This is a genomic window from Neofamilia massiliensis (assembly GCF_001299475.1).
Lineage (GTDB): Bacteria > Bacillota > Clostridia > Tissierellales > Peptoniphilaceae > Neofamilia > Neofamilia massiliensis.
Genome location: NZ_CYUJ01000002.1, coordinates 14,550 through 38,196 on the forward strand (window position 1 = coordinate 14,550; position 23,647 = coordinate 38,196).

Here is a 23,647-nt window from a genome sequence, read left to right on the forward strand (position 1 = left end):
TATTAGACTAACTATTTGGCCCGTTTTCTGTTATAATAATAAGGATATCAGTCTTAGAAAAAGGATATTTTATGGATTTATTTATTGTAGGCTTAATTTTATTTTTGGCAATTTTCGCCATTAAATTTTCAAACAAATCGGGGATTCCAGCCTTACTTATTTTTATTGTATTTGGAATTACCTTTTCCTTTTTAGGTTTTGACTTTAACAACTACTATATAGCAGACAAGTTTGCGTCCCTTTCCCTAATGGTTATAATTTTCCAAGGGGGCTTTTCTACTAAGTGGAAGATGGCAAGACCAGTAGCAAGAGAAGCTATAATAATGAGCTTTGCAGGTACAATTGTAACAGCTCTTTTAACTGGACTTTTTTGCCACTATGTATTTAAGTTTTCTATGCTAGAGGCCATGCTTTTAGGATCAGTTATTGCATCAACAGACTTTGCCTCTGTTTCAAATATTTTAAGGTCGCAAAATCTAAACTTAAAGTATTCAACAGCTCCACTTTTAGAGCTAGAATCAGGATCAAACGACCCGACAGCCTATACTTTAACTATGATTTTTCTCTCCCTACTTTTAGGAGATAATATTTCTGTGCCTATAACAATTTTGGCCCAAATTATTTTAGGTCTTTTAGTTGGCTTTGGCATTGCCTTTGCCTTTATGAAAATTGTTAGAGTCACTAAATTTGACGGCGATGGACTTTTTATAATATTTCTAGCAGCTACAGCCCTTTTTACTTTTTCTTTTGCAAATCTAATTAAGGGCAACGGCTACCTGGCAGTTTATGTCTTTGGGATTTATGTTGGCAACCAACAATTTAAAGGAAAGAGAGAGTCGGTGTTTTTCTTAGACGGCATAACAAGTCTACTGCAAATTGGCCTTTTCTTTATGCTAGGCCTACTTTCAAATGTAGACGACCTTATAGCAAATCTTCCAATGGCCTTGGCAGTTTGTCTCTTTATGTTATTTGTTGCCAGACCTCTTGCAACCTTTGGCCTTCTAGCTCCTTTTAAGGGACCGAAAAGCCAAAAGCTTATGATTTCTCTGGCAGGCATTAGAGGAGCTGCGGCAATTGCCTTTGCAATTTTAGTTATAAATTCTGGTGTAGATTTAAATATGGACATCTACCATATAGTCTTTGGAGTTTGTGTAATTTCTGCCCTTATTCAAGGCTCAGTTATGCCAACTGTTTCCAGAAAATTAGATATACTTGATCCAAATGACACAGTCTTTAAAAACTTTAACGACTACCAAGATAAAAGCGAAATTGGCTTTATCCAAACAGTAATTAAACCTGGATCTAAGTGGATTAACCAACCAGTTTCTACCTTGAACCTAGCCTTTAACGTTATCGTTGCAAAAATTGTCAGAGACGGTAAGACCATTGTTCCTAGAGGGTCAACAGTTTTAAAAGAGCACGACTTAGTTGTAATTGGCGGTGAGGTTTACTTTGATAAGGCATCAGACGAGTTAGTTGAGCTGACTCTGGCCAACTCTCATCCTTGGGTAGACAAGTTAGTCAAAGACATTGACCTGGCAGACGACCAGCTAATAATTATGGTCCAAACCAAGGACAATGAAATTATTGTTCCTACAGGAAACACTAGGCTTTCTGAAGGAGACACCCTAGTTACTATAAAATCCCACGAGGAAACCAGACGACTTAAAAAATTAGAAAAGATAAAAAACAAATAGATTTAGTCTAGATAAATATTGGAGGGACTATGAAAGAGCTATTAAATCAGTTGAGAAGTGAATTTATTGAAAGATTAAATGCCATTGAAGATACTGAGGACCTAGAAGAACTTAGGGTCAAGTATCTAGGCAAAAAAGGCCTAATGACAGAGGCCTTAAAGGGCATGGGCAAACTTTCTAAGGAAGAAAGACCTGTTATTGGAAAATTGGCCAACGAAATTTCAGATGAAATGAAAGAGGCCCTTGTTGAGAGAAAGGAAAAATTCCAAGAAGCCCTTTTAAGAGAAAGGCTTAAGAGAGAAATTATTGACATTTCCCTAGAAAAAGAAGACATTGACCTAGGCCACGACCATCCTCTTATTAAGACCATGGACGAGCTAGAAGATCTTTTTGTGTCTATGGGCTTTAAAATTATTGCAGGACCTGAAATTGAATCAGTTGAAAATAACTTCGACCTATTAAATTCACCTGAAGACCACCCATCAAGAGACATGAGCGACACCTTTTATATAGACGAAAAAACCCTACTTAGGACCCACACATCTCCAGTACAAATTCGTACAATGAAGGAGTACGGGGCGCCAATAAAAATGGTTTCAGCTGGAAGGACCTTTAGGTTTGATGATGTAGACGACACCCACTCACCAATGTTCCACCAAATGGAAGGCCTAGTTGTTGGAGAAAATATTTCCATGGCCGACCTTATTGGAACCCTAGAAATTTTTATCAAGGAATTTTTAGGAGCAGATATGAAAACCAGGTACAGGCCTCACTACTTCCCATTTACTGAACCATCAGTTGAAGTAGACGTTACCTGCCACTCTTGTCACGGCAAGGGCTGTCCTGCCTGTGGAGGAACTGGCTGGTCTATGGAGCTTTTAGGAGCTGGCATGGTCCATCCAAAAGTTTTAGAAAATTGTGGTATTGACTCTGAAAAGTACACAGGTTTTGCCTTTGGCTTTGGAGTAGACAGAATTACAATGGTAAAATATGGAATTCCAAATATTAGATTGTTATTTGAAAATGACAATAGGTTTTTAGAACAGTTTTAGGAGGCAAAAATGTTACTGGCAATTAATTGGCTAAAAGATTATGTAGATATAGATGTAGACTCAAGAGAGCTAGCTGACAAACTTACAGACTCTGGCTCCCATGTTGAGTCAATAGTAAATAGGGCAGAAGGACTTTCTGGCCTAGTAACAGGAAAAATTTTAGAGATAAATCCTCATCCCAATGCTGACAAATTAGTAATTTGTAAAATCGACACAGGCTTTATGGAAGAAACTATAGTAACTGGAGCCCCAAATGTAGCAGAGGGCCAAGTTGTTATAGTGGCAAAAGTTGGAGCCAAACTTCCTGGCGGCATGGAAATTAAACCAACAGACTTTAGAGGCGTGACTTCCTACGGCATGCTTTGTTCCCTAGGCGAATTGGGCTTTGAAAATTCTGTAATTCCAAAAGAATATAGGGATGGTATCTTCGTCTTTGATGAGGGAACTGAGGTTGGCCAAGATGTTATAAAACTTCTAGGCCTTGATGGCGACGTCTTAGATATAGAAATTACACCAAACAGACCAGACTGTCTGTCAGTTGTTGGTATGGCTAGAGAAGCAAAGGCTGCTCTAAAGAAAGACTTAAAAGACCCATCAATTGAAATTAAATCAGAAGAAGGACAAATCTCAGACTATTTAAAAAACGTGACTATAGAATCAGACAAGTGCAAGAGATACTATTCTAGAGTTTTAAAAGATGTAAAAATTGGCCCATCACCCCAATGGATGCAAAACAATTTAATGGCAGCAGGAGTTAGACCAATAAACAACATGGTAGACATAACCAACTACGTAATGTTAGAACTGGGAATTCCAATGCACGCCTTTGACCTAGCAGATTTAAGGGGCAGAGAAATTATAGTTAAAGATGCCAAGGACGGAGAAGAATTTACAAGCCTAGACGGCCAAGTTAGAAAACTAAACTCAGACGACTTAGTTATAGCTGACGGAGAGGGAACCATTGGCATAGCTGGAGTTATGGGCGGCCTTGACTCAGAAGTTAAAGAGTCAACTGAAGTTGTTGTCCTAGAAGGGGCAAACTTTTCAGGTCCATCAATTAGGCACACATCAAAAAGACTAGGCCTAAGAACAGAAGCATCTTCAAGGTTTGAAAAAGGCCTAGACCCAGAACTTGCAAGATTCGCAGTTGAAAGAGCCTGTAAACTAGCAGAAGAAATTGGCGCAGCAAAAGTTGTTGCTGGCCACTATGATGTATACGAGGACCAAGTAGAAGAAAAGTTCATAACTTTAAGAGTAGACAGGTGCCAAAAACTTTTAGGCGTCGACATCTCTAAGGAAAAGATGATTGAATACTTAGCGGCTTTAGACCTAGAAGTAGAGGACCAAGGAGACAAGTTAGTCTGCAAGGTTCCATCTTTTAGAAATGACCTAAACATTGAAGCTGACCTAATAGAAGAAGTCGGCAGACTTTATGGCCTAAATAACATTAAGCCAACAGAAATTTATACAACAATGACCAGAGGCTCAAAACCTCACTTTATGGAAGTTTCTTCTAAGGTAAAAGAAGCATTAAAGGCCTTTGGCTACAACGAAATCTTAACCTACTCCTTTATTTCACCAAGGACCTACGACAGGTTAATGATTCCAGAAAAGGACCCAAGAAGAGACAATGTAAAAATTCTAAATCCCCTAGGCGAAGAATTTTCTGTAATGAGGACAACCCTACTTGGAAATATTTTAGATGTAATTTCTAGAAATCAAAATAGAAATATTGAAGCTATGAAGGCCTACGAAATAGGAAACACCTTCTCTAAAAAATTAGACAAGGACAAGATTCCAACAGAAGGACTAAAGTTAGTTATGGCCCTTTATGGCAAGGAAGACTTTTACTACTTTAAAGAGTCTTTAGAAAAGGCCCTAAGAGCAGTAGGAATTCATGACTTTAGCTTTAAGAGAGAGACAGAAAACACCATTTACCACCCAGGTAGGTGTGCAAATATTTATATAGGCGAAGACTTCCTAGGAACTTTTGGAGAAATCCACCCACAAGTTATGAAAAACTTTGAAATTAAGGGTAGAACTGTAGCTGGAGAATTTGATTTTGAGCTTATTGTTAAAAACTCTAAAGATAAAATTACCTTTAAGCCTCTGCCAAAATTCCCAACATCTGACAGGGACCTAGCAATAATTGTTGACGAAGCTGTTATGGTTTCTGAAATTAAAGACCTGGCTGTAAAAAACGCAGGAGACTTACTAGAGTCCTTCCAAGTCTTTGATATTTACACAGGATCTCAAATTGACCCAGGCAAAAAATCAATAGCCTTTAACTTGAAATTTAGGTCCTATGAGAGAACCTTAACTGACAAAGAAGTAAATGAAAAAATGGAAAAAATTGTTCAAGCATTAGAGTCTGAACTTAATGCTACATTGAGAGATTAGAACTGAGGCAGGCTTTATAGTCTGCCTTTTTTACAAGGAGCTGATTCCATGGTTGAAAATAATAAAATTCGCGTAGAAATTGACGGCATAAACTTTACCGTATCTGGCAACGCTGACGAAAAATATGTAAGAGGCCTAGCTGACTTTATAAACAATGCCATAGCAGAAAATGAAAAATCAAAACCTTATCTTTCTAAGTTAGAAGGAATAATACTACTTTCATTAAACTTAAAAGACCAGCTAGAAAAAGAAAAGGCCAAGTATGTGGACCTAGAAAGCTCAATGGACTCGTCTTATCAGGCGGAAAATCTGAAAAAAATATCAATCCTAGAAAGTCAAATTGAAAGTCTCAAGAAGGACCTTAGAGACAGGGACATTGATATAAAAGACTATAAGAGCCAGGCCCAAACCTTTGATAGAAGGCTGGCAGGCAAGGACAAAATCATTGAAGATTTAGAAGGAAAACTTGCAGAGCAAAAAGAAAAATACGATTCATATATTGAAGACTATGACCTGATGAAAAACAAGTTGGAAATCCAAGAATCACTAAACTACGACAGAAACAAGGAAATTATTACCCTAAAAAACAACATTAGGGCCTTAAAGGAGGAAATTTCAAGGCTTGAAAAATAAAATGGAATTACTAGCGCCTGCAGGATCGATGGAGGCCTTTATAGCAGCAGTACAAAATGGAGCAGACGGAGTTTATCTAGGAGGCAAGGCTTTTTCAGCCAGGGCCTCAGCTAGCAACTTTTCTAAGGAAGACTTGGAAGAGGTAGTTTCTTATGGCCATTTTCGTGGAGTAAAAATTTATCTGACCTTAAACACCCTTCTGGACCAAGTTGAAGTTAAAGAGGCCTTAGACTATGTTTCTTTTGTCTACTCTATAGGCATTGACGGCCTAATTGTCCAAGACTTGGGACTTGCCAAGTTAGTGATAGAAAACTTTCCAGACTTTGACCTTCACGCCTCAACTCAAATGACAATAAACTCCCTTGAAGGGGCCAAACTTTTAGAAGACTTAGGCTTTAAGAGAATTGTCTTAGCTAGAGAAACTCCCCTTGAAGAAATAAAATTAATAAAAGAGAAAACCCAAGTTGAAATTGAAGTCTTCGGCCACGGAGCCCTTTGTGTCGCCTATTCAGGCCAGTGCTATATGTCATCAATGATAGGGGGCAGGTCAGGCAACAGAGGCAGGTGCGCCCAACCTTGTCGCAAGGCCTATAAGGTCATCAGACCAGATGGAAAAATTTTAAAAGACCAAAGGACCTACCTCCTTTCGCCAAAAGACCTTTACACTTTAGAAGACGTTGGGGAACTTATGGAAATTGGTGTGGACTCTTTAAAGCTAGAAGGCAGAATGAAAAGACCAGACTATGTTGCCAGTGTGACTAAGGCCTATCGCAAGGCCATTGACGGAAAGTCTATAAAAGGCGAGAAAGAAAAACTTAGTCAAGCCTTTAACAGGGGCTTTACTAGAGGAAGACTTTTTGACGACTTTGGCAGAGACTTTGCCGACGACTCAAGGCCAGACAACAGAGGCATTGAAGTTGGAAGAGTTTTAAGGGCCAAGAAAAATTCAGTTGACCTAGACCTTTACGATGACTTAGACTCAGAAGACCTATTAGAATTTATGACAAAGTCTGGCAGAAAGACTTTGACCCTAGGAGACTCTTATAAAAAAGGCAAGGCCAGCCTAAGGACTAACTTTACTGCCTTAGAAAATACAGAAGTTAGAAGAATTATAAAAGCCAAAGACGTTGAAGCAGCAAAAGCATCCTACCAAGTAGACAGCTACCAAAAGCCAATAGATTTTTATTTTCAAGGCAAAGTTGGAGAATTTCCAATCTTAAAGGCAACCTGCGAGAACTATGAGGCGAAAGTCCAAGGGGACAAGGAAATCCAAGGAGCGAAAAACGCCCCATTAAGCCAAGAAGCTCTTATAGATCAATTAGAAAAACTTGGAGAAACAGATTTTTATTTAGGAGCAGTTTCCATAGACATAGACGATAATATTTTTATGCCCCTAAGCCAAATTAATAGCTTAAGAAGGGAAGTTGCTAAAAACCTTAGGGAGCAAATAGACGCAAGTTTAAAAAGACCAGTGAGGAAAATTTCTTTAGAAGAAAAAACTTTTCAAAGACCTGATGAAGAAATAAAATTTGCCCTTGGCTTTGAAGATAAAAATACTTTTGAAAAATTAAAATCCTGGGATCAAATCGACAGGTTTTATTTGAGATTTTTAGACGAAAAAATATATAAGGCCATAAGAGATGCAGGCAAGGAAGTTTATTTTAGGCCAGGAAAAATTCTCTACCATGGGGACCTTGAAAGATTAAAAGACCAAGTAAATCAACTTCCTTTGACAGGTATTTTAGCTGACAACCTAGGTCATATTGAAGCCTTTAAGTCCCATAAAATAATTGGAGATCTTGGTTTAAATATTTTTAACTCCTACGGCCTAGACTTTTTAAAGGACTTAAAAATTGACGATTGTATTGTCTCTTCAGAATTGACCTTGGACCAAATTTCTGCTATTAGAAAACATACAGATGCAAAAATCCAAGGCCTAGCCTATGGATTTCCAAGGGTTATGACCATGGACCACTGCCCTTTTTCTCTTATAAAAAATTGTGGCAAAGATAGGAAGTGCCAGACTTGTAATTTTAGGGCAGGCTATAAAATTCGCGACCAAATTAACGTAGACTTTAGGACTAAGAGAGAATCCGACAAGTCAATAATTTATAATTCCTATCCAATTTCTATGGTAGACCAGCTTCCAGCTATGAAAAAGGCAGGCCTAGATTATTTAGTCTTAGACTTTTCCTTTGAAGAAAATCCAAATGAAATAGTCGATGCCTTTGTTCAGGCTAGAGACGGAAAGACCACAGACTTAAACGAGAAACTAAAAGACCAGTGGACCAATATAACTTATGGCCACTATTTTAGAGGAGTAGAATAATGTACGACAAATCCTTAAAGACACTAGAATATGAAAAGATAATTGACCTTTTAGCAGAAGAAGCTGAGGCCAGTTTGACTAAAGATTTTATAAAATCCATAAAGCCTTCATCTTCCTTTGACCAAGTTGTAGACTGGATTGAAGAAACAGACGAGGCCTTTAGGCTTTTAATAAAAATGGGCAATCCACCACTTTATGGAGTAAAAGACATTCACAATGAAGTGAAAAGAGCCCAAATGGGAGGCAGCCTTAGTCCAGAGGGACTTTTAAAAATCGCCGAGACCCTAAGGTGCGCCCACGGCCTTCAGGAGTATTTTCTAGACACAGAAGAAAATGACGAAGACTCCTATCCTTTAGTCAAAGATCTTATTTACAATCTTTCATATTTTGAATATATAGAAAAAGATATTTACAAGGCCATAATTTCAGAAGACGAAATTTCTGACGACGCCTCGCCAAAACTTAGGACTATTAGAATAGAAAAAAAGAGAAAGGCTGAAGGCATAAAGTCAAAATTAAACTCAATGATAACTTCAGAGACCAACAAGCGCTATCTTCAAGACTCAATTTATACTATGAGAGACGGCCGCTATGTTGTGCCAGTAAAGAGAGAGTTTAAGGCAGAAGTTCCAGGGATGGTCCACGACATGTCCTCGTCTGGAGCCACACTTTTTGTAGAGCCAATGGCCATAGTTGAACTCAACAACCAAATTAGAGAACTAGACCTAGATGAACAAAGAGAAATCGAGAGAATCCTAAGAGTTCTTTCAGAAAAAGTTGCTGACAAGGGTAGGGAACTTTCTAAAAATGAAGGCATCTTAAAGAAAATGGACTTTATCTTTGCCAAAGGCAAACTCGCCCTTAGACAAAATGCCTCAAAGCCACTTTTAAATGCTGAAGGAATCATAAATTTAAAAAAGGCCAGACACCCACTTTTAGATCCTCAAAGTGTTGTGCCAATTGATATTTTTATAGGCGAAGACTTTGACACCCTAGTTGTAACTGGACCAAACACTGGAGGAAAGACAGTTTCTTTAAAGACTGTAGGTCTTTTAACAGCCATGGCCCAAAGTGGACTCTTCATTCCAGCAGGAGAAAACTCCCAGCTGGCAGTTTTTAAAAATATTTACGCAGACATTGGAGACGAGCAGTCAATTGAACAGTCTCTGTCTACATTTTCATCCCACATGGTAAATATTGTAGACATTTTAGACCGCTTTGAAGACAACTCACTTTTATTATTTGACGAACTTGGTGCAGGAACAGACCCAACAGAAGGATCGGTTTTAGCCATAGCAATTTTAGAAAATCTTAGAAGAAAAGACGTAAGAACTATAGCAACAACCCACTACAACCAACTAAAGGTTTACGCAATGACAACTCCAGGAGTCCAAAATGCCTCTATGGAATTTGATATAGAAAGCCTAAGCCCAACCTTTAGACTTTTAATTGGCATTCCTGGAAAATCAAATGCCTTTGAAATTTCTAGACGTCTAGGACTTGGTGAAGAAATAATTTCATCAGCCAAGGACCTAGTTGAAGCAGAAAACATTCAATTTGAAGACATGCTTGGAGAAATTGAAAAGAATAAGGAGATTATCGAAAGAGAAAGACAAGAAGTAGAAATCTCCAGGGCTGAAACAAAGAGACTAGAAGAAAAAGCCCAGGCCTACAAGGACAAAACTGAAGACATGAGAGAGGATCTTTTAGACCAGGCAAGGCGCGAAGCCAGAGAAATAATTAGGCAGGCCAAAGACGAGGCTAAACTTGTAATAGACGAGATCAAAGAAATATCTAAAAACCTAGACTCAGACTCAGCCAGACGCCTAGGCCAGGCCACAGAAATGCTAAGGCAAAGCGAGAAAAAATTAAACGAAAAAATTGGCTCAGACTTTTTAAAACTAGAAGATGAAAAAACTTCCCAGGACTTAAAGGTCGGCGACTCAGTTGCCATTCCGTCTTTGAGACAAGAAGGAGTTATCCTAACAGACGAAGATGCAGATGGAAAAGTCATGGTCCAAGTTGGCATAATGAAAATGTCTCTACCAAAGGCAACCCTTGTCCCAATTCAAGGCCAGGCCAAGTCAACTTCTGAAGAAAAGACCAAAAAAATCTATTCAGCCAAGGCCAAATATATAAAAAAAGAAATTGACCTTAGGGGCATGAATGTAGAAGACGCCATCTTTAAATTAGACAAGTACCTAGACGATGCCTATCTTTCAGGCTTAAAAACAGTAGAAGTAATTCACGGTAAAGGAACAGGAGCCTTGAGAGAAGGCTTGCAGCCGTATTTTAAAAAGCACAGGCACATAAAGAAAACCAGGTACGGCAACCTTGATGAAGGTGGAGACGGAGTAACCATAGTAGAATTAAAATAGGAGAAGATAATGATACAAATCGGACAAAGACAAAAGCTAAGGGTCCACCACTTTACCAGTGAGGGAGCTTATCTTTATGACGGCAAGGACCCAAACACTCTGGCACTTTTAGAAGAAAACTTAGACAAGTCTATAAAAAAAGAAGACACAGTCCTCGCCTTTGTATACAAGGACAAGGGCAGGCTTTGGGCCAGCAGAAAAAAACCATATTTAGAGCTGGGACAAATTGGCCTATTAAGAGTAGTAGCCAAGACAAAAATCGGAGCCTTTATGGACCTAGGTTTAGATAAAGACGTCTTACTTCCTTTTTCAGAAACTCTGGGCCAAGTTCACGAAGGCCAGTACTATTTAGTTAGACTTTATTTAGACAAGACTAATAGACTTGCGCTAACAATGAAGATTAAAGACTATTTAGAAAAGTCAGCTCCCTATAAAAAAGACGACTTAGTAGAGGGAACAATTTATTCCATCCACAAGGACCATGGAATTTTCATAGCAGTAGACGAAAAGTACGATTCCCTTGTTCCAAAAGAAGAAGCTAAGGGTATCTACCAAGTAGGCGAAACTCTTGCAGCCAAAGTTAGATCAGTAAATGCAGACGGCAGACTAGTCCTTAGCTTTGATAATGAGGCCCACTTTCAAATTGACGAAGATGCAGAAAGACTTTTAGACCTTTTAGAAGACAATGATGGGATTTTAGAAATTGGAGACAAGTCAAGGCCAGATGAAATAAAAAAACTTACAGGCATGTCCAAGTCAGAATTTAAAAGGGCAGCAGGCAAACTTTACAAGGAAAGAGAAATCAAAATCTATCCAGAAAAAATTGTCTTAATTTAAAATTTATAACAATTATTAATTTTAAAATTTAACTAAATTGTAACTGTTTTTAATGGGGCATTTGTTATTATAGACTAAGACAATAAAAATTTTGGGGGGGAAAAGATGATAAAAAAGTTAAGAAAAATATTAATTTTAGCCATGGCTTTTACCATCTTGATTTTTAATAAACCAGTCAAAGCAGAAAAGTTTCAAAGAGAAAACAGCTTTGTAAATGCCAAGGGAGCAGAAAGAGTTGCAGAAATTAAGAGGTTCCAAGCCAAACACAATATAGCAGTCACAGGAAAATTAGACAAGCTAACAAAAAATATGTTAAATGATCCTGACTACCAAGAATACGACAATGTAAAAAACCCACCAACCAAGGGCAAGTGGATAGTGGTAAACAAAAGTAAGAAAATCCTAACTCTTTATAATGGAGACAAAGTGGTAAATAAATACCCAGTAGCCCTAGGAACATCAAAAACCCCAACTCCATCAGCCAAGGCAACTATAACAAATCTTACAAAAAATCCAGCTTGGGGAGGAATGGGTGGAAAATATACACCAAGGGTAGCAGATGATCCATTAAATCCCCTTGGAGAAAGATGGATGGGCCTAAAAATTCCTGGAATGACAGGCTATGGCATCCACGGAACCATTAGACCTTGGGAAATTGGTGGCTATGTATCAAATGGCTGTATTAGAATGTTTAACTACGACATTGAAACCTATGTATTTCCACTAATGAAAAAGGGAAGCCCAGTTTGGTTGGGAACAGATGCAGAACTAAAAGAATGGGGAGTTTCCCAATATGTAGACAAAATTTCCAATAACCAAACAAAAGAAAAGCCAGCTGCAGACAAGGGCCAAGCAAAAGTTGAAATTACACCAACTACACAAGGAGCCCAAACAGACGAAGAAGTAAAGAAAATAATAGAAAACTTTGTACCAAGTCCAGGATCAATAATAATTCCAGGCAGGTAAAAGCAATTTAGACTCAGGAGAAAAACTTCTGAGTCTTTTTTTATTTTTGAGATGTGGAAGATTGGGGATATTCGAAGCCCTAGTTCAAATCGCCACCTTGAGCCGCAAAGTGTGGGGACATTGCTTTAGCCGTGTCCCCTTTTATCGCGAAAGACTGAAGATTGATTGGCAAGAATTCGACGACCTCTTTAGCTGTGTCCCCGTTGAAATGACTTAGCAAAAAACTTAAGGGTCTGTCCCTTGTGGACTGCCCCTATTTTATCAGCAAAAACTTTTTTTAAAAGAAAAAATAAGCTATAATAAACAAAAAGCAAGAGAAAATGGAGATAAAATGAAAACAAGAATAACAGACCTAAGCCACGACGGCAGAGGCATAGGCCAAGTAGACGGAAAAATAATCTTTGTCCAAGGAGCCTATCCAGGAGAAGAGGTAGAGGTTAAAATCACAAAAACTAAAAAAAATTACCTAGAAGGAAGGGCCACAGAGATTTTAAAAAAATCAGCTGACAGAATAGAATCAGTCTGCCCAGACTTCTACCACTGTAACGGCTGTCAATATTGCGACTACACCTACCAGGCCCAGCTAGACTCAAAAGTAGCTAGACTAAAGACAAACCTAAAAAAATTTGCAGGTCTAGAAGTAGAAGATATAAAAATCCATCCAATGGAAAATTATAAGAACTACAGAAATCACGTCCAACTAAAAGTCAAAGACGGAAAAATTGGCTATGTAGACAAGGAAAACTTTTCAGTCTTTGAAGCAAAGGCCTGCCTAGTTTGGCCAGAAAAAACTCCTGAACTTATAGAAGTTTTAAAAACTCTGCCAGACCTTGATAGAATTAATTTAATAGGCCTAAGAGAAAATTATAAAGGCGACCTAATGGTAATTTTAGTAAGTAAAGACGAGAAAAAAATAAAGATTGAAGACCAGCTTGCAGACCTAAAAGCCCTAGGAGTCAGCCACATTTACCAAAACATAAACTCAAACCCAAGATTCCACTACGGCAGAAAATCAAAAGTCCTCTACGGCGACGGCCCTTTTAAAGAAGAAATATTAAAAAACACCTTTAACCTATCTCCAACATCCTTTTTCCAAGTAAACAGGACCCAGGCAGAAGTCCTTTACAAAATCGGCATAGAAAATTTAGATCTAAAATCCACAGACAAGGTCCTAGAACTTTACTCAGGCATAGGAACAATATCTATGGGACTTGCAAAAGAAGCAGCCTACGTTCTCGGAATAGAATACAACCCTGAGGCAGTGAAAGATGCAAAAACAAACGCAAAACTTAACGGCCTAGACAACTTAGACTTTAAATCAGGAAGAGCAGAAGACTTATTAGATAAAGTATCATCTGACTTTAATAAAACTCTCCTAGACCCAGCCCGAGCAGGCGCCGACAAAAAAGTCCTAGAAAAAATTTTAGAAATCGCCCCAGAAAAAATCTCCTACATCTCCTGCGATCCAGCAACCTTGTGTCGTGATTTAGGAATTTTAATAAAAGACGGATCATATAAAGTCGATAAGGTGGAAATTGTGGATATGTTTCCTTTAAGTAGCCATGTGGAGACTATAGCGTTGATACAAAAGATGTAAATTTAGAAATCCTGCATTTTAAGCAGTTTTATAAGCATTTTGTCTTCGATAAAGATGAAGAAGGATACGTCAAAAAGACCCAAAAAAACTACATGGACGTAAGAGTAGTTTTACAACTGGTATGAGGAGACACAAAGAAAATATAATAAGAGAAAACCCATTTTACACTTTCTACAAGAGTAGCTTAAATAAGGCTGCTCTTTTTTATTTTAAAGAAAGGAGGTAGGGATGAATTTTGATTATTTTTATAATAGGCAATCTGAAATGTATAACTTCATTAGGTTACCTATGGTATTAATGGAAGATGAGATTTTTGAGAGCATTTCTATTGAAGCTAAAGTTTTGTATTCATATATGCTTAATCGAATGGGTATTTCATATAAAAATGGCTGGATAGATGAAGATGGAAAAGTCTTTATTTACTACACAATTGAAAGTATAAAAGATCAATTTAATTGTGCGAGTGAAAAAGCAAATAAATTAATAGCTGAGCTTGATATTAAATCAGGGATAGGACTGATTGAAAAGAAAAGACAAGGACTTGGAAAGCCTAACAGAATCTATGTTAAAGACTTTATGAGCATATTTAATAATACGAAATTTAAAAATCAAGAAGTTCGAAAAACAAAATTCCAGAAGTTCGATAATCGAAATTCAAGAGATTCGAATAACGAAAGTCAAGATTTTCGAAAATCGGAAGGTAACTATAACAATATTAGTAATAATGAGTTAAGAAATAATGATTTTAGTAAGGGACAAAAGCCTTATGGAATATATAAAAATATATTTTTGACTGATGAAGAATACAAGGACTTAACAAATGAGTTAGGAAGCAGAATTAGTGAGTACATTGATAGATTATCATCTTACATGAAAGCAAATAACAGAGTTTATCAAGATCACAAGGCAACGATAATCAATTGGTATCTTAATGATCAGGCAAAAAATATTAATGACAAATCAACAAGAAAAATGAATTACGATATAGGAGAGAGTTTATGATAAGCTTAAAAGATTTTGTATTAAGAGAAAATGATATTGAAAGGAATGGACATATTTATTGTAAGGAATGTGGTAAAAGAGTCGATGGAGAATTACTTGACATTGGATTTACAAAGTTTATTCCAAGAATTAAATGTGAATGTGAAATAAAAAGAGATAAGGAAAATGAAGAAAGAGAAATATTAACGAGAATATCATCGCTAAAAAGAGATTGTTTTTCATCGCCAAACCAACACCAATATACTTTTGAGAGATTCTTAAATGAAGAAGGTCAATCTTACAAGGTTGCCTATAATTATGCTAAAAATTTTGAGCAAATGAAGGAAGACAATGTTGGACTTTTATTTTATGGAGATGTTGGCAGTGGAAAGACTTATCTTGCTTGTTCTATTGCAAATGAATTAATTGAAAGAGAACAAGTTAAAGTTAAGATTATGAATTTATCTCAGGTTATAAATCAAATACAAAAATCTGCATTTAAGCTAGATTCAAATGAAATTATAAATAAGCTATCTAATATTCCTTTGTTAATATTAGATGATCTTGGAATTGAAAGGGATACATCTTATGCAAGAGAACAAGTATATAACATTATAAACTCAAGATACTTAAAGGGTAGGCCGACAATTTTTACTACAAACTTATCATTGGAAATTATTCAAAATCCAAACATTGACCTTGAGTATCAGAGAATATATTCAAGAATACTTGAAATGACAATACCAGTTAAAGTTACGGGAGAAGATTTTAGAAGAAAAATCCATCAAGAGAAGTTAAGAAAATACAAAGAGTTACTTTTATATGGAGGTGGAATAGATGATTAATGAAGAAGTATCTAGGTCGAGTCTTAATCTTGAAGTAAGGCTTGCAAAAGCAACAAGTAAAACAATTCTTGATGCCTTAAAGAAAGTACACAAGCAAATAGAAGAACAAGGAGGCTTGAAAAATGTAATAAAAAATAATGGAGAAGAAGTAAAGCTAAAGGATATGGTTAAAAAGGGACAGTTAGAAGAAATTAATCTAAAGGATTCTGAGTTAAAAGAACTAAAGAAAATTTTAAATAAACACGGAGTGAAGTTTTCTGTTATGAAAGATAAGGAAACTGGTAACCACTCTGTGTTTTTTCAATCTAAGGATATAAAAGTAATGGAACATGCCTTTAAAAAAGCAGTTAAGACTTCTGAAAGAAAAGCCGATAGAAAAGATTCAATAACGAAGACTATAAATAAGTTTAAAGATATGGCTAAGGACAACATTAGTAAAGATAAAGTTAAAAATAAACATAAGGAGCAAAGCTTATGATAAGTAATTTAAAAACATTTGAAAATAAGAATTTTGGGAAACTCACTGTTATAGAAAAAGACGGTGAGTTTTTCTTTATAGCAAATGAAGTAGCAACTATGCTAGGATATGTCAATCCAAGAAAAGCTGTTTATGACCATGTAGATGAAGAAGATAAGGGTGTAACGAAATGGAACACCCCTGGAGGAATACAGAATATTTCAATAATTAACGAATCAGGATTGTATTCACTTATCCTCTCATCAAAACTACCACAAGCAAAAATATTCAAAGCTTGGGTAACTAGAGAAGTCTTACCAAGTATTAGAAAGAATGGAGGATATATATTAGGGCAAGAAAAGAAAACTAATGAAGATCTACTTGCAGATGCAATTCTGGTAGCCAATAGAATTATTGCCGAAAGAGAAGAAGAGATTGAAGAATTAAGACCAAAAGCAGATTATTATGACAAATTAGTAGATTATAACCTACTTACAAACTTTAGAAATACTGCCAAGGAGTTAGGAATACCACAAAATCAGTTTATAAGTTTTTTAATGGATAAGGGATTAATTTATAGAGATAAGAAAAAGAAACTCTTACCTTATGCAGATAAGAACAAGGGATATTTTGAAGTAAAAGAATGGGTTGATCCACTAGGTACACTTGTAGGCATACAAACATTTATAACACCAAAAGGAAGACACTACCTACTAATTTTATTAGATAGCGAAGGTTTCTACGATGAATAAGGTATTAGAAGCCATTCTTTCTGATATTAAAAACTTAATTAAAATAGACAACCCAAAGAAATTTATATTATCAAACATTCCCTATTTATCCTTTTTCTACATTGGAAATATTTTTTCTAAGCACATCAATTCTTATGTAGGAGGAGATATTATTGATAGAATAATGGTGGGAATTTCTGACATAGGAACTTTATCTTATATACCAAGCCTTAATCCAAGGGACTTATTAGTAGGTATTTCAGTTGCTGCCATTGTTAAGCTAATAGTATATAGCAAAGGTAAAAACAAAAAGAAATATAGGCAAGGCAAGGAATATGGATCTGCAAGATGGGGAGAAAGTAAGGATATTGCTCCATACATTGACCCTAAGTTTGAAAACAATGTTCTTATAACTAATACCGAAAGACTAACAATGAACTCAAGACCTAAAAACCCTAAATATGCTAGAAATAAAAATGTATTAGTAATAGGTGGTTCTGGATCAGGTAAAACAAGATTTTATGTAAAGCCAAATCTAATGCAAATGCACTCTTCCTATGTAGTAACAGACCCTAAAGGCACGCTTGTGTTAGAGTGTGGGAAAATGCTTTATGAAAATGGATATGACATAAAGATATTAAACACAATAAACTTTAAAAAATCTATGAAATACAATCCATTTGCTTATTTGAGAAGTGAAAAAGATATTTTAAAGCTTGTCAAAACTATAATTGCTAACACCAAGGGAGATGGAGAAAAGGCAGGAGAAGATTTCTGGGTAAAGGCTGAAAAGTTATATTACACTGCCCTCATCGGTTATATCTATTATGAAGCACCAGAAGAAGAAAAGAACTTTAAGACACTTTTGGATATGATTGACGCAAGTGAGGTTAGAGAAGATGACGAAACCTATATGAACCCAATTGATAGGCTTTTTGAAGCTCTTGAAAAGAAAGACCCAAGTCATTTTGCAGTTAAGCAATATAAGAAATATAAGCTGGCAGCAGGAAAAACTGCTAAGTCAATTCTAATATCTTGTGGAGCAAGACTTGCACCTTTTGATATAAGAGAGCTTAGAGAACTAATGAGCGAAGATGAATTAGAACTCGATAAAATTGGAGATAGGAAAACTGCTCTATTCGTAATAATATCAGATACTGACGATACTTTTAACTTTGTAGTTTCAATAATGTATTCTCAATTATTTAACCTACTATGTGATAAGGCAGATGATGTGTATGGTGGAAGACTTCCAGTTCATGTAAGATGTCTACTTGATGAGTTTGCAAATATAGGCTTAATTCCTAAATTTGAAAAATTAATAGCGACAATTCGTTCAAGAGAAATATCAGCAAGTATAATACTGCAAGCACAATCTCAATTAAAAGCAATTTATAAAGACCATGCAGATACAATAGTTGGTAACTGTGACTCTACACTCTTTCTAGGAGGAAAAGAAAAAACAACAGTAAAAGAATTATCAGAAACCTTAGGAAAAGAAACCATAGACCTATATAACACATCAGAAACAAGATCCAACCAAAAATCTTTTGGTCTAAATTACCAAAAAACTGGTAAGGAACTTATGAGCCAAGATGAAATAACTGTAATGGATGGTGGTAAGTGTATATACCAACTAAGAGGAGTAAGACCTTTCTTATCTGATAAATTTGATATTACAAAGCATAAGAATTATAAGTTATTAGAAGATTATGATAAGAAAAACTTGTTTGATGTTGAAGAGTATCTAACAAATAGAGATAAGGTAAAGTTAAAATCAAGTTATAAGATAAATAGGTTAAACATTTGAGTTTATGGAGAAAGCAAAATGTGCGAAAATAGAAAATCATCTTTAATTATATTAAATATAAATGGTGAGCAGTTTATTTTAGAAAGTGATACAGAACTCACAAGGGATAAGAAAAATTATATTGAAGCAATATGTGAGACAATGTACGATGAAAGTAATGAATGGTATGAAGATATATATGATATGTCCCCATATGATATAGCTGAGCTATTTGAAAAAACAGTAAAAGAAGAAGTAGGAATAACTGTTACATTTAAAGCGATAGACCTTGAAGTATCGATTTTAGAAGAATAGAAATAAAGTGTTGATAGGCGATAGAAATTAAAAACTCTATCGTCTTTTTTATACTCAAAATCAGGAGGTTAAGATGGTAAGGATAAGAAGTCCTACTTAAAAAAATTTAATATATAGGACATTTAGCGATTGAAATATAAGTTCAGTCGCTTTTTTAATTGAAATTTTTAGATTAAGGAGAAGAAATTAATGGATAGAGAAATGATAAATATTAATGCAAATTTAGTTAAGGAAGCTGAATTTTCAGAATTTGAAAAGGATGGAGAAAATGTTCAAGTAGCAAATTTTGCTCTTGTTAAAAATTATGGAAAGGGCAAAGAATATACAAATTGCTCAGTATATGGAGAAAAGGTAGAAATTGTAAAAGAATTTGAAAAAGGGGATCTAATCCATGTCTTTGGATATTTCAAAGAAAACAAAAAAGGAGATAAGGTCTACAAGAATTTTATAGTTAAATCACTAAACAAAATAGAAAATAAGAAAGAAAACGAGGAGGAATAATATGGAATTTTTTACAGCTGGAGTTGGAGTTTTAAAGACACTTGTAACTGCAATTGGTGCAGGTTTAGGAGCATGGGGAGTTATTAACTTAATGGAAGGTTATGGTAATGATAACCGTGCGACACGTTCATAAGTGAAAAGCTTATGCACTAAGTCGAAGGACTGAAAGTTCAAAACTTAGGAGAACTGGCAATCTGATAGGTAGAATGACGGGGTAACGCCCTGAAATGCCTACACTGATACTCCGATTGGCAATGAATATTAGACTATTTCATTGTCAAAAGCTCGGTGAAGTCGGCAGAGAGTAGCCGTAAGACTGATATTAACATCAGACACGAAAGCTGTTCAGAGGTGGACGGTGCTACCTATATGTCGGGTGTCGAATACGCATGGTGAGAATGTGTATACCAAAGTACTGACGTACTTCCGAATGTAAGGGTCTAAACGTTTGAATTTGCCTAACGGCAATTCCCATCAAAGATGGGGTGTTTGTGGATGAGTAAGAATGGTTGTTATGAAAATCCATATATCGTTACAGGCGATATGGTGAAAACTAAACACAGGCTTAGAGGAAGAACCTAAACGTATTCAAAGATAAGATTGTCGGAACGTGGTAAGCCAAGAGCATGGAAGCAGTCTAATGCTAATGAAGTGTTGAATGGGAAAATGACTGAAAAAAACAGCATATAACTATTCTTTATCTCGGTGAAAGTGGTGGCACAGTACCTATGAAGCGAAAATAATAAGTTCGTGGAGGGATAGCCACCAGTCACAGGAAAGTACAAGAACTGAAATTAAGACAAACACAGCTTCGAGTATGACAAAGAAAATCAAATCCGAAAGGAGATGGTGACTGTGTCCACTTCGAAACAAACACTGAAACAAAACAAAATCCGTTATACGGAATACTATGACTTGCAAAAAGTCCTTGATGATTTATATGAAGATAGCGGTAATAATAAAGTATTTTCAAATTTAATGGAGTTGATAACTTCAAGAGAAAATATTAAACTTGCCTATCGTAGTATAAAAGGGAACAAAGGAAGTCATACGGCTGGGGTAGATGGCAGAACAATAAAACATCTATCAAGGCTAAATGAAGAAGAATACATTTCTCTCATACAAAAACAGTTTCATTGGTATAAGCCACGCCCTGTAAAGAGAGTGGAAATGCGAAAGCCTAATGGGAAAATTAGACCTTTAGGAATACCAACTATTGTAGATAGAATTGTACAACAATGTATCTTGCAAATATTAGAGCCGATATGTGAAGCCAAGTTTCATGACAGTTCCTATGGGTTTCGACCTAACAGGAGTACGGAACACGCTATTGCAGAATGTGCAAGACTAATGCAGATACAGCACTTACACTATGTAGTCGATATTGATATACAAGGATTTTTCGATAACGTATATCATGCAAAGCTCATAAGGCAGCTTTGGAATTTAGGAATCCATGACAAAAAGTTACTTTGTATCATTAAGGAAATGCTTAAAGCAGACATAGTTATGCCCGATAAAAAGGTAATTACACCAACAAAGGGAACACCACAAGGCGGAATATTATCACCGCTACTATCTAATGTAGTCTTGAACGAATTAGATTGGTGGGTTTCATCTCAATGGCTGACAATGCCTACGCATTATCCATATAAACAGAGAACGAACAGTCAAGGAACAGAGATAAAAAGCCATACTTACAGAGCTTTAAGAACAAGCAACCTAAAAGAAATATACATTGTAAGGTATGCTGATGATTTTAAGATATTTTGCCGTAATTACTACGATGCAAAAAGAACCTATCAGGCAGTTACAAAATGGTTGCAAGACCGATTAAAACTAAATGTGAGTGAAGAAAAATCTAAAATAACAAATCTAAAACAAAGGTATTCGGAGTTCTTAGGATTTAAGCTTAAGGTTAAACCAAAAGGCAAAAAGTTTGTTGTACAGTCGCATATAAGTGATAAGGCACTGAAAAATGCAAAAGAAAATATTTCTAAATGTGTTGCGGATATAAAAAGACCTGCAAACAAAAAGGAACAGTACAAAGCAATAGCCAAGTATAATGCCACTGTTTCAGGCTTGCATAATTACTACCAAATAGCAACAAATGTAAGTTTGGACTTTGCTAAAATAGCCTTTCACATTAAAAAGCAGATGAACAACAGACTTGATATTAAAACCAGTGGAACGCTAAACAAAGGATTTATCAAAGAAAAATATGGAAAAAGTAAACAAATTCGCTTCCTTAATGGACATCCGCTAATTCCAGCTGGATATATTAGGACAAAGGACGCAAAACACAAGAAAAAGGTTGTAAATAAATACACTGTAAAGGGCAGAGCTTTTATTCATAAAAATCTGCAAATTGATGTAGATACACTTGTTTGGTTGATGAGACATCCTGTACTTGATAAGAGTATAGAGTTTGCAGACAACAGAATCTCGCTCTTTGCAGCTCAATATGGCAGATGTGAGGTAACAGGTGTAAAACTTACACCAAACGATATACATTGCCATCACAAGATACCGCTTGAACAAGGCGGTACAGACAGTTATAGCAACTTAATTCTTGTTACAGAAGCAGTTCATATACTTATCCATGCAACAAAAGAAGATACAATCCAAAAATATATAAAAGAGCTTGGCTTAACGGTCAAGCAGATCGAGAAATGTAATAAGCTTAGAAAAATGGCAGGATTGCCACTAATTTAGAAAAAAATAATTTGTTACGAAGTGTGTAAGTCTTAGTTAAAACGTGAAAATCTTTCTTGTGATGGAACGCCGTGTGCGGTGAAAGTCGCATGCACGGTGTGAAGTGGGGGAAAATCCGGAGATAACATCAAAGGATTACCTATCACTATCTGGTGCTAAATCCCAAGGTATTAAGCAGCTTATGGCTGGTGGAGGAATTGTACTAATCGGTATTAAATTAATTCCACTACTTGCAAATGTTTTAAATTAGGAGAAAGTCTATGTTTGGTATCTTTGACAAGCTAACTGAATTTTTTAAGGATATGCTACTCGGAGGTATCAAAGCAAATCTTGAGTCCATGTTCTTAGATAGAACAGACTAGGTATGAGTGAGTGCAACTGATGTTGTTAAGCAGCCAATGGGGTAGAATGTAGAAGTATAAAACTTCATAAAAACCATTAATGAGAGTGTTATTGTTCCAATAGCAGGTCTTATTATAACAGCAGTATTATGTATTGAACTCATAAATATGGTTATGCAAAAAAATAATATGCATGATACAGATACTTTTGAGTTTTTCAAATACATTATAAAGATGTTTATAGCAGTCTACCTTGCAAGCCATGCCTTTGAATTTTCAATGGCAGTCTTTGATGTGGCACAAAATCTTGTAAACAAAGCGGCAGGGGTAATCACTACTTCTGCCACTGTTTCAGGAGATCAGATAGTTGCAATGGTTGATACATTAAAAGAAAAAGAAATAGGTGAGCTTTTAATGATATTAGTTGAAACAAGCCTAGTGAGGATTGCAATTCAATGTATATCTTTAACTATTACCTTAATAGTATATGGGCGTATGTTTGAAATATATGTCTACTCATCAGTATCATCCATACCATTTGCGACTATGGGAAATAAAGAATGGGGTCAGATTGGAACAAATTATATCAAGGGACTTTTTGCCTTGGGACTACAAGGTTTGTTTTTGATGATATGTTTAGGTATCTACACCGTTTTAATAAGAACGGTACAGGTTACAGATATCCACGCAAGCTTGTTTAGTATATTAGGATATGCTCTATTACTTGGACTTATGATGTTTAAGAGTGGAACAGTTGCAAAAAGTATTATGAATACGCACTAGGAGGAATAAATGTTAAAAAAGAAAAATTGTGCTTTATTGGGACTTGGGATTTTATTGGGAGGAACTTATGAAATCTTAAAAGAGAAAAAAAGAAATGAAGAGATTAGAAACTTAAAGAAGAGAATAAACAGACTCGGAAGATGTCACAATGAATTTGTTATGTATCAAGGAGAATACAATGACAGAAATGAAGAAAAACAAGAAGAATTAGAAGAAAGAATTAGCTACCTAGAAGAAGAAACAACATCTAATTATGACCATATACTTGAACTTTCCAAAGAAGAAGTAGAGGGAGATTAA

Annotated in this window: 19 protein-coding genes and 2 pseudogenes; all 21 read left to right on the forward strand. The window is 35.8% G+C overall.

Annotated features, from left to right (window positions below; all coding sequences use genetic code 11):
• Positions 1 to 71: 71 nt before the first annotated feature.
• The 21 genes and pseudogenes from BN2667_RS00105 to BN2667_RS00195 all read left to right on the forward strand — a co-directional run bounded on the left by BN2667_RS00105 (position 72) and on the right by BN2667_RS00195 (position 23,647).
• Positions 72 to 1,697 carry a potassium/proton antiporter gene (locus BN2667_RS00105; protein WP_054251327.1) on the forward strand — a complete coding sequence of 542 codons (1,626 nt, stop codon included), beginning with the start codon at positions 72 to 74 and terminating at the stop codon, positions 1,695 to 1,697.
• Positions 1,698 to 1,726: 29 nt separating this feature from the next.
• Positions 1,727 to 2,749, forward strand: coding sequence for a phenylalanine--tRNA ligase subunit alpha (gene pheS, locus BN2667_RS00110; protein ID WP_054251328.1), 1,023 nt, complete (start codon positions 1,727 to 1,729; stop codon positions 2,747 to 2,749).
• A 9-nt stretch (positions 2,750 to 2,758) separates the two neighbouring features.
• Positions 2,759 to 5,149 (forward strand): phenylalanine--tRNA ligase subunit beta, encoded by a 2,391-nt coding sequence (gene pheT, locus BN2667_RS00115; protein ID WP_054251329.1) that lies wholly within the window; start codon positions 2,759 to 2,761, stop codon positions 5,147 to 5,149.
• Between the two features lie 48 nt (positions 5,150 to 5,197).
• Positions 5,198 to 5,782 (forward strand): cell division protein ZapA, encoded by a 585-nt coding sequence (locus BN2667_RS00120; RefSeq protein ID WP_054251330.1) that lies wholly within the window; start codon positions 5,198 to 5,200, stop codon positions 5,780 to 5,782.
• Positions 5,772 to 8,111, forward strand: coding sequence for a U32 family peptidase (locus BN2667_RS00125; protein WP_054251331.1), 2,340 nt, complete (start codon positions 5,772 to 5,774; stop codon positions 8,109 to 8,111). Before BN2667_RS00120 ends, BN2667_RS00125 begins: the two co-directional genes overlap by 11 nt.
• Entirely contained in the window at positions 8,111 to 10,489 is a 2,379-nt protein-coding gene (locus BN2667_RS00130; protein ID WP_054251332.1) for an endonuclease MutS2, read from the forward strand. Before BN2667_RS00125 ends, BN2667_RS00130 begins: the two co-directional genes overlap by 1 nt.
• 9 nt (positions 10,490 to 10,498) lie before the next feature.
• On the forward strand, positions 10,499 to 11,326 hold the full coding sequence (locus tag BN2667_RS00135) for a CvfB family protein (protein ID WP_054251333.1): 828 nt from the start codon (positions 10,499 to 10,501) through the stop codon (positions 11,324 to 11,326).
• Positions 11,327 to 11,431: 105 nt separating this feature from the next.
• On the forward strand, positions 11,432 to 12,292 hold the full coding sequence (locus tag BN2667_RS00140) for a L,D-transpeptidase family protein (protein WP_054251334.1): 861 nt from the start codon (positions 11,432 to 11,434) through the stop codon (positions 12,290 to 12,292).
• Between the two features lie 289 nt (positions 12,293 to 12,581).
• The gene (gene rlmD, locus BN2667_RS00145; RefSeq protein ID WP_278308128.1) at positions 12,582 to 13,889 is read left to right on the forward strand and encodes a 23S rRNA (uracil(1939)-C(5))-methyltransferase RlmD; all 1,308 of its coding nucleotides are present in this window, start codon (positions 12,582 to 12,584) and stop codon (positions 13,887 to 13,889) included.
• Positions 13,890 to 14,117: 228 nt separating this feature from the next.
• Positions 14,118 to 14,891: a replication initiator protein A gene (locus BN2667_RS00150; RefSeq protein WP_054251336.1), complete on the forward strand. Its 774-nt coding sequence runs from the start codon at positions 14,118 to 14,120 to the stop codon at positions 14,889 to 14,891.
• The gene (locus tag BN2667_RS00155; RefSeq protein WP_054251337.1) at positions 14,888 to 15,715 is read left to right on the forward strand and encodes an ATP-binding protein; all 828 of its coding nucleotides are present in this window, start codon (positions 14,888 to 14,890) and stop codon (positions 15,713 to 15,715) included. Before BN2667_RS00150 ends, BN2667_RS00155 begins: the two co-directional genes overlap by 4 nt.
• The gene (locus BN2667_RS00160; protein ID WP_054251338.1) at positions 15,708 to 16,193 is read left to right on the forward strand and encodes a PcfB family protein; all 486 of its coding nucleotides are present in this window, start codon (positions 15,708 to 15,710) and stop codon (positions 16,191 to 16,193) included. Before BN2667_RS00155 ends, BN2667_RS00160 begins: the two co-directional genes overlap by 8 nt.
• Entirely contained in the window at positions 16,190 to 16,924 is a 735-nt protein-coding gene (locus tag BN2667_RS00165; RefSeq protein WP_054251339.1) for a phage antirepressor KilAC domain-containing protein, read from the forward strand. Before BN2667_RS00160 ends, BN2667_RS00165 begins: the two co-directional genes overlap by 4 nt.
• The gene (locus tag BN2667_RS00170; RefSeq protein WP_054251340.1) at positions 16,917 to 18,713 is read left to right on the forward strand and encodes a VirD4-like conjugal transfer protein, CD1115 family; all 1,797 of its coding nucleotides are present in this window, start codon (positions 16,917 to 16,919) and stop codon (positions 18,711 to 18,713) included. The genes BN2667_RS00165 and BN2667_RS00170 overlap by 8 nt, the downstream gene beginning before the upstream one ends.
• Before the next feature lie 18 nt (positions 18,714 to 18,731).
• A complete protein-coding gene (locus BN2667_RS00175; protein WP_054251341.1) occupies positions 18,732 to 19,007 on the forward strand; it encodes a hypothetical protein in 276 nt (91 codons plus the stop codon).
• A 189-nt stretch (positions 19,008 to 19,196) separates the two neighbouring features.
• Positions 19,197 to 19,508, forward strand: a complete 312-nt coding sequence (locus tag BN2667_RS00180; RefSeq protein ID WP_004827261.1) for a hypothetical protein — start codon at positions 19,197 to 19,199, stop codon at positions 19,506 to 19,508.
• Position 19,509: 1 nt separating this feature from the next.
• Positions 19,510 to 19,638, forward strand: a pseudogene (locus tag BN2667_RS09065) (Maff2 family mobile element protein); the annotation flags it as partial.
• Between the two features lie 716 nt (positions 19,639 to 20,354).
• Positions 20,355 to 22,223: a group II intron reverse transcriptase/maturase gene (gene ltrA, locus BN2667_RS00185; RefSeq protein WP_461786636.1), complete on the forward strand. Its 1,869-nt coding sequence runs from the start codon at positions 20,355 to 20,357 to the stop codon at positions 22,221 to 22,223.
• A 151-nt stretch (positions 22,224 to 22,374) separates the two neighbouring features.
• Positions 22,375 to 22,473: pseudogene (locus BN2667_RS09070) on the forward strand (Maff2 family mobile element protein); the annotation flags it as partial.
• A 187-nt stretch (positions 22,474 to 22,660) separates the two neighbouring features.
• On the forward strand, positions 22,661 to 23,347 hold the full coding sequence (locus BN2667_RS00190) for a VirB6/TrbL-like conjugal transfer protein, CD1112 family (protein WP_461786638.1): 687 nt from the start codon (positions 22,661 to 22,663) through the stop codon (positions 23,345 to 23,347).
• A gap of 9 nt (positions 23,348 to 23,356) precedes the next feature.
• Positions 23,357 to 23,647: a hypothetical protein gene (locus BN2667_RS00195; protein WP_047211601.1), complete on the forward strand. Its 291-nt coding sequence runs from the start codon at positions 23,357 to 23,359 to the stop codon at positions 23,645 to 23,647.